This is a genomic window from Acinetobacter sp. BSP-28, from assembly GCF_044130285.1.
GTDB lineage: Bacteria > Pseudomonadota > Gammaproteobacteria > Pseudomonadales > Moraxellaceae > Acinetobacter.
In genome coordinates this window covers 1-5,903 of the sequence record NZ_JBIQOB010000044.1, presented here as the reverse complement: position 1 = coordinate 5,903, position 5,903 = coordinate 1, and the positions used below count along the sequence as shown (strand labels likewise).

Here is a 5,903-nt window from a genome sequence, read left to right as displayed (position 1 = left end):
TCTGAATGATCTTTATCTTTTAGAAATTGTTTGATTGGTTCGGCATGTGTAGCCCAAGTATCGAAATACTTCATTTGGATCTGGCGGACTTCAATTTCATTCACAGTGATAGATCGGTTTGTTGCTAAGAAAAAATCATTCATGATGGAATCTCAAAAAACAGGCACAAAAAAAGACGCTTATGCGCCTATGGAATTCTTTGTGCCTGTGTGGGTTAAGGGTTTGCTACAGCTGGAATTGTCACCAGATGACCATAGAGACCTAATTTAGAGTCATTGGCCTTCGATAAGTCAGACATTGCACGCCCTTGGATTTGATATTGCCCCAACTCCTCATGAATTAATGGGAATGTCGCTTCAGGAGACTTTTGAGTTCGCCAAAGTTTCATCGCCACCTTATCACCGTTAGCAGTATTGATGCCTGCAAAGAACAACATGTATTCACGGTCTAAGTCTGAAGCAATAGTAGTTTGCGTTACAGCACCAGATGTATAGCTGATAGTTAAAGGCATTGTTAGGCCAGTTACATCATTGAACTTTAAGATACCAAATACCGGATCTAATGAGTACTTGCTTGGATCTACCGTAACTGGAGCTGCTGTTGAATCCTTAATAGTCACTGCACTTAAATTATAGGCACCGATTAAAATTGATTCATTAGCCACAACAGTACCCAACTCTGAATCCACTACACTAGCAGATGGAATTTCAAAGTTTTCACCGGAGAGAATGTATTCCATATTCTCTTTATTTACCTTCTCCAGTTGCCCTGAAAAGTTAACTCCAGTAGTTGTCGTCATCACAAAGTCAGTTGTCCGATTACCCGACATGCTTTCTTGATGCTCAATCACATTCGCAGTAATTTCAATTTCAAATTCTGGAATGTTGCCAAGTTCGCGAAGTGCACCAGCAATACCATTTGTAATTGGTGCAAGGTGAAATGCTCCTTGGAGTGACATATACTCTTTTTTAGCCATCTACTTTAGCCTCTTTTTGTGTTTTAGGTTGTACAGCTGGCTTTGGCTCTGAAGCACCTTCCACTTCTTCAATAACTCCACGCTGCAGTAAATCTTGGATCTGGGCTGTAGTCAATCCACCGACGATATCCCCAGAACGAAAACGCCCGACAGGTTGCCGGGCTTTATATTGTTTTGCCATGAATGACTCCTAAATGAATTTTTGAGATTCAAAAATAATGGTGATGTATGCAAAGCCTGGACTATACCCATCCTTCACGGAAAGAAACTCCAAGGCGGTACGTGATGCTTGAGGCTGCCAACCTGAAAGCAACTGAATAACCTTTTCAGTAAGCAAACCAGCTTCATCACTTACAGCCCGGCCATCCGTCATTTGAGACTGAGCATTTCGACAAGCCACTGTGACTGCCCATTGCTGACTGATCTGATTAACACTTCCACGACCTGCACTAGATTTTTTATCAATACGCACAAAGTTCACATGTGCCGAAGGTGTAACCTGTGACATCTCTGTCACACTGACCGAATTGAGTGGTGTATAAATCTTTAGAAATTCTGGAATCTCTTTCAGTTTTTCTGCAATTTCATCACGCACCGCGAAGAAGGTGCTCATCTATAAAACTCCCTACAATATCTAAAATCATGACTTCATCTTCAGCATTAATGCCGAGTTGAGTTCGTGGTGGAAGAATAGATTGCTTGACCTTTCTATATTGACCACCCACTGCAAAAGTAATGTATTGACCAGTCTTAGGTAGAATTGTTGCTCCATAATGCAGATGAGGGGCATATTCAACATCCGTCCCCACTTCCACACCACTTGAAAGAACATTGTGCGTGTATGAGTTCATCAAGCGGCCCGTATCACGGAGTGTTTCACCAACACCAACTCCATCACGCCCTTGCATGCTTGCACGCCATGAAATTTTCCATGGATTGCCATCAACATCAGTACCTGTTAAAAATCGGTGCTGAACACTTGAGACAAGCCCTTGTCCAATCTCATCAAACAACTGGTTTTTTAATGCATCAAAGCTACCCAATTGCTTGAGTACAGCCTCAATTGGTGAGCTATCGGCCTGAATGCTAATAACGAAAGCCATAAACACCTCACTTCATGCTTGGCATCTGGTCCAGAATGGCATCTCCAAATACACCACCGGTATAAGTGGTACCAATCGGCAGGGTGGAAGGTTTGTTTTTAGGTTGGTCATCCACGATCTGGTTTGTTTCGGGCAATTGGATCTGTAAATGTGCTTTGTTGTCAGCCACACGTTTTAAGAATGCGATTGCATCCTCATAACGCTTTCGGACCTCTTCAGTCGGTTGCTGAAAATAAAGGCGATAGCGCGCGATATCACACGCCATACGCTTTAAGTTGCTCGGCACATTTGGCAGCGGCAAAGGATAACGACCACCGATATGACCGTTAATTTCTTCCGTTGCATCCTGGATTGCATCCTGAACAGATGATTGAGAAGGAAGCATTGTTTTTAGATTTTCAATCTCATCACCAAATCGTGCGACCAAATCTGATTCAGTCGCGTACATGGTTCACCTTATGTGGTTGATTTGACCTTAACCAAAGCCAGTGGTTTAAGTACGATTGGCAGTTGGTTGGCCTGAACATGAAGCTCATCACCACGACCGAAACGCAAAGCTTCTGACTTCGCATAGAATGGTAGAGCCTGAGTATTTACAGTCTCCTTAAAGTCAGCAGGAGCCAATGCAGTCACAAACACATCCTGCGTACCTTTTGGATATGCAGTACCAGTTTTAGCTGCAACGATAGGCTCAAGCGCACCATTAGCACCTGTTGGTGCTTTCTGACGGTTCACAATGAACTTCAGACCACCAAAAACAAAACCAGATGTGTTTGAACGGCCTAACTTTTCTTCAGCTGCAGACCAACCCAAGAATACTTCACGCACGTTTTTATGGGCAGTTAACGCATCATAAAATGCACGATCCACTTCGACTTCAACGCTTGAGTAGACTTCTTGACCTAAAGCATCCTCAACCGCATCAATAACATCCTGACATTTTGCCGCAACATTTGTGGTTGCTGTACCAAGATCAAAATCTACTTCAACCTGGGTGACACCAAATTCAGTGAAGTAGTTCAGGATTGGTGTGCCATCAGCATCAATGATCAAGCCTTGTTTTGCTTTTGAGCGACGGAACGCCAGAGTTGCATCGATCTTATTTTTCATCTGCTGCAACTTATCGAGTACTTTACCACCAACCGTTTCTGCTTGAGTTGAACCAAATGCGCGAATACCCATTACATCAGCAGCTTTTACAACATCTTCTAATGGCATGTGTGGAATTTTAAAAGACTTAGCAGAGCGCTTTCCGCTTGAATTCTTTGGTGCAACACCACCCCATTCTGTTGTTGGGACCAAGATGCCTGTATCAGAATAAAACTCAACATCAAATGTTGTGGTTGTGCCCGGGATCGCGCGGAATAATTCAATATCCGCTGGATTGCCAATACGTGTTGGTAGGTTGGAAATTGCTAAAGATAATTCTTCAGTTGTGAAAATTGACTGGTCCATGCATTAGCTCCTTACGCTGAACGAACGGTTGTAATGTGCAACTTCGCAAGATCCGCTAATGCTGCTGTTTGTTTTGCGCCTGCCAAGCCTGACTTGAATGTCAGTTTTTCAGCAACCACTTTTGCATTACGCGCCACAATGACACCTTTTGCAGTTTCCCCTACACCCGTGGCTGCTTCACCAACAAAGATACCTGCAGCAACTTCATCAGTAGCCCCTCCATAAACTTGAACCTGACCATTCGCGTTTAGCGACACCACCAAACCATCAGTCAGGGTTTGTGATGCTGCTACTACCGCGTTTTCACGGCTTGGATGGTGATTACCATCAAGCTCTACCGCTAACCAGTCGCTGGTTACGCCTTTCTTTTCTACTGTCATGAGTTATTCCCCCCAATTACTTACGTTCTTTCGCCATTTCTGACAATGATTTCAACTGACCCGCATTAAATTGATTTTGACCCTGATCACCTTGCGCTTGATGTTGAGTCAAGTACGCTGGCAAACCTTGCTTTTGTGATGGTTGTTGATTACCTGCCGAGAATTGACGAAGCTGCTTGGCCGAGAATGCAAATGCTGAATCATCAAGATTCTTCATTTCCGTAATATCTTCAGCACTAAACTCTTTGCCTAAGTCTTTACCAAGTGCAGTGATTTCCGCTTCACGTTTTGCAGCAGCAAATTGTTTATTTTGAGTTTCAAGCTCAGAGTTTTTAGTCTCAAGCTCTTTAATTTTGGCTTGCGCCTGTTCTAATTCGGTCACGTCTGTGTCCTCTTTGGTTGGGTTTGGATTGGCTTTACCTGAGAAGGCTTCAATAGTGGTTTGAGTGTCTGCACCTACACCACAAATGGTGATTTCATGTACCCGTACATTTCGGAACACATGTAATGGACCAGTGAATTGCTGACCATTTACTTCGACTGTTTTACCTGGTGCAATTTCTTCAATGGATTCAGGATCAGCCCACCAAGACATTTGAAATGGATATTCCTCATCAATGTCCTGTACGATCTCCCGGGCCTTCTCATTGCTAAGAAAGTGCCCTTTTGCTTTAAAGCTATTGGTTACTTCATACGCTGTTGCCACCCCCACACGCTTACCACCAAAATGCTCTTCAACAAGTCCTGTTTTAGGTTTGAGTTGCAGACCATTAAGGTCAATCACTACACCGGAGCGCCCCCAGTAGTAATGGTTGTCAATTCGTCCACCGCTATAAACTTCCGCATTGAAGGTACGGCGTTTTTTCTCAGCATCTTCGGTCGTAGTGATAGGAACATTCACAGCCGTAAACTGACAGCGCAAATGCTCCTGATTTAGTTCAGGCATTTTTCATGCTCCAATAAAAAAGCACCCGAAGGTGCTTAAAGTTAAATTTGTTTATGGTTTTTTTGGCGGACCAAGTTTTATTAATGGTGGTGGCGCTACATATTCAGGCTTTGCTTCTGGCTGATACCCTGAACTTTTACTGCATGAGGAACGACAACAATTTTTACAGCACATAACTTCACCTTAATTCACCAATGCTTTCAACGTATAAACCATCTGCCCTTCAGTCATCTCTATAGAAACAACTTCAAAAGACAATCCCATTTCAAACAGCACACCTTGACCGGCATTAAGCTTTTCAAGATCAATACCCAGACCTTTTGCATTCTCAATTCGGATCACGACATCACTAGCACCCTCAGCCATAAGCAACGGCGCATTCAGCTGGACCGTCTGCCCGACCTGATACGTAGCTACTTGCTGAAGAGTTGCAGCACCAACCACGGTTGAAGCTGCATTACTTGCCACAGCTTGAATGGCTGCCATATCAGTACTTATCCAGCGCTTGAGTACATCATCAGCCAGAGAGCCTGTAGTGGAGTTTAAATAGTTGGTCAGTGCGGCATCATTACCCTGCACGTAATCCAGAAAGGTACGAATTGCACTTGGCCGAATACTTGGATCAAGAGGAATCACCGTATTGGCCACCATATCGAATAGGTCCCGAGTCTTATCATTCATCGGAGCAAATAGACTGGTGAGCTTTTTCGATGCAATCCATTCAGCTTTAATGATTTCCTTCTGCTCAAGGAGATATTCCTTATCCAGTGATGAAACACTGATCTTTTTATCCACCAAGGATTCAAACTCACCAAACTGCAAAGGATGAGAACTCCAATCCAAAGCCTCAGCTACTTCTGGCAACTGATCATCAGGAGTAATGCCGTATTTCAATGCCTGCTTCTCGGTTAAGGCAATCACGGCGCACCGGCAACGGAATCCCAGCGGCGGGTAATGTGTCAGCCAAAACGGATGATCAATCGGTAAGACAATTCGATTCAAAGCTAAATGTGCAGGACGTACACGACTATCATTGATAGCCG

9 protein-coding genes are annotated in these 5,903 nt (G+C 43.7%); all 9 read right to left on the bottom strand.

Features of this window, described 5'->3' with window-relative positions:
• Positions 1-214 precede the first annotated feature (214 nt).
• Positions 215-976 (bottom strand): hypothetical protein, encoded by a 762-nt coding sequence (locus ACE01R_RS17265; RefSeq protein ID WP_395552729.1) that lies wholly within the window; start codon positions 974-976, stop codon positions 215-217.
• The gene (locus ACE01R_RS17260; RefSeq protein ID WP_395552728.1) at positions 969-1,157 is read right to left on the bottom strand and encodes a hypothetical protein; all 189 of its coding nucleotides are present in this window, start codon (positions 1,155-1,157) and stop codon (positions 969-971) included. Before ACE01R_RS17260 ends, ACE01R_RS17265 begins: the two co-directional genes overlap by 8 nt.
• 9 nt (positions 1,158-1,166) lie before the next feature.
• A complete protein-coding gene (locus ACE01R_RS17255) occupies positions 1,167-1,589 on the bottom strand; it encodes a hypothetical protein (RefSeq protein WP_395552727.1) in 423 nt (140 codons plus the stop codon).
• Positions 1,564-2,079 (bottom strand): phage virion morphogenesis protein, encoded by a 516-nt coding sequence (locus tag ACE01R_RS17250; protein WP_395552726.1) that lies wholly within the window; start codon positions 2,077-2,079, stop codon positions 1,564-1,566. The genes ACE01R_RS17255 and ACE01R_RS17250 overlap by 26 nt, the downstream gene beginning before the upstream one ends.
• Positions 2,080-2,086: 7 nt before the next feature.
• Positions 2,087-2,527 (bottom strand): gp436 family protein, encoded by a 441-nt coding sequence (locus ACE01R_RS17245; RefSeq protein ID WP_395552725.1) that lies wholly within the window; start codon positions 2,525-2,527, stop codon positions 2,087-2,089.
• Between the two features lie 8 nt (positions 2,528-2,535).
• Positions 2,536-3,534: a major capsid protein gene (locus ACE01R_RS17240; RefSeq protein WP_395552724.1), complete on the bottom strand. Its 999-nt coding sequence runs from the start codon at positions 3,532-3,534 to the stop codon at positions 2,536-2,538.
• Positions 3,535-3,545: 11 nt separating this feature from the next.
• Complete coding sequence (locus ACE01R_RS17235) at positions 3,546-3,914, bottom strand: head decoration protein (protein ID WP_395552723.1); 369 nt, start codon at positions 3,912-3,914, stop codon at positions 3,546-3,548.
• A gap of 16 nt (positions 3,915-3,930) precedes the next feature.
• Entirely contained in the window at positions 3,931-4,860 is a 930-nt protein-coding gene (locus ACE01R_RS17230) for a hypothetical protein (protein ID WP_395552722.1), read from the bottom strand.
• 183 nt (positions 4,861-5,043) lie between these two features.
• A partial coding sequence (locus ACE01R_RS17225) for a phage minor head protein (RefSeq protein WP_395552721.1) occupies positions 5,044-5,903 on the bottom strand: 860 nt, incomplete at its 5' end.

Bases quoted from the DNA above. Each gene is read 5' to 3' on its own strand.
- ACE01R_RS17265 (WP_395552729.1), bottom strand. From the start codon at position 976: ATGGCTAAAAAAGAGTATATGTCACTCCAAGGAGCATTTCACCTTGCA.
- ACE01R_RS17260 (WP_395552728.1), bottom strand. From the start codon at position 1,157: ATGGCAAAACAATATAAAGCCCGGCAACCTGTCGGGCGTTTTCGTTCT.
- ACE01R_RS17255 (WP_395552727.1), bottom strand. From the start codon at position 1,589: ATGAGCACCTTCTTCGCGGTGCGTGATGAAATTGCAGAAAAACTGAAA.
- ACE01R_RS17250 (WP_395552726.1), bottom strand. From the start codon at position 2,079: ATGGCTTTCGTTATTAGCATTCAGGCCGATAGCTCACCAATTGAGGCT.
- ACE01R_RS17245 (WP_395552725.1), bottom strand. From the start codon at position 2,527: ATGTACGCGACTGAATCAGATTTGGTCGCACGATTTGGTGATGAGATT.
- ACE01R_RS17240 (WP_395552724.1), bottom strand. From the start codon at position 3,534: ATGGACCAGTCAATTTTCACAACTGAAGAATTATCTTTAGCAATTTCC.
- ACE01R_RS17235 (WP_395552723.1), bottom strand. From the start codon at position 3,914: ATGACAGTAGAAAAGAAAGGCGTAACCAGCGACTGGTTAGCGGTAGAG.
- ACE01R_RS17230 (WP_395552722.1), bottom strand. From the start codon at position 4,860: ATGCCTGAACTAAATCAGGAGCATTTGCGCTGTCAGTTTACGGCTGTG.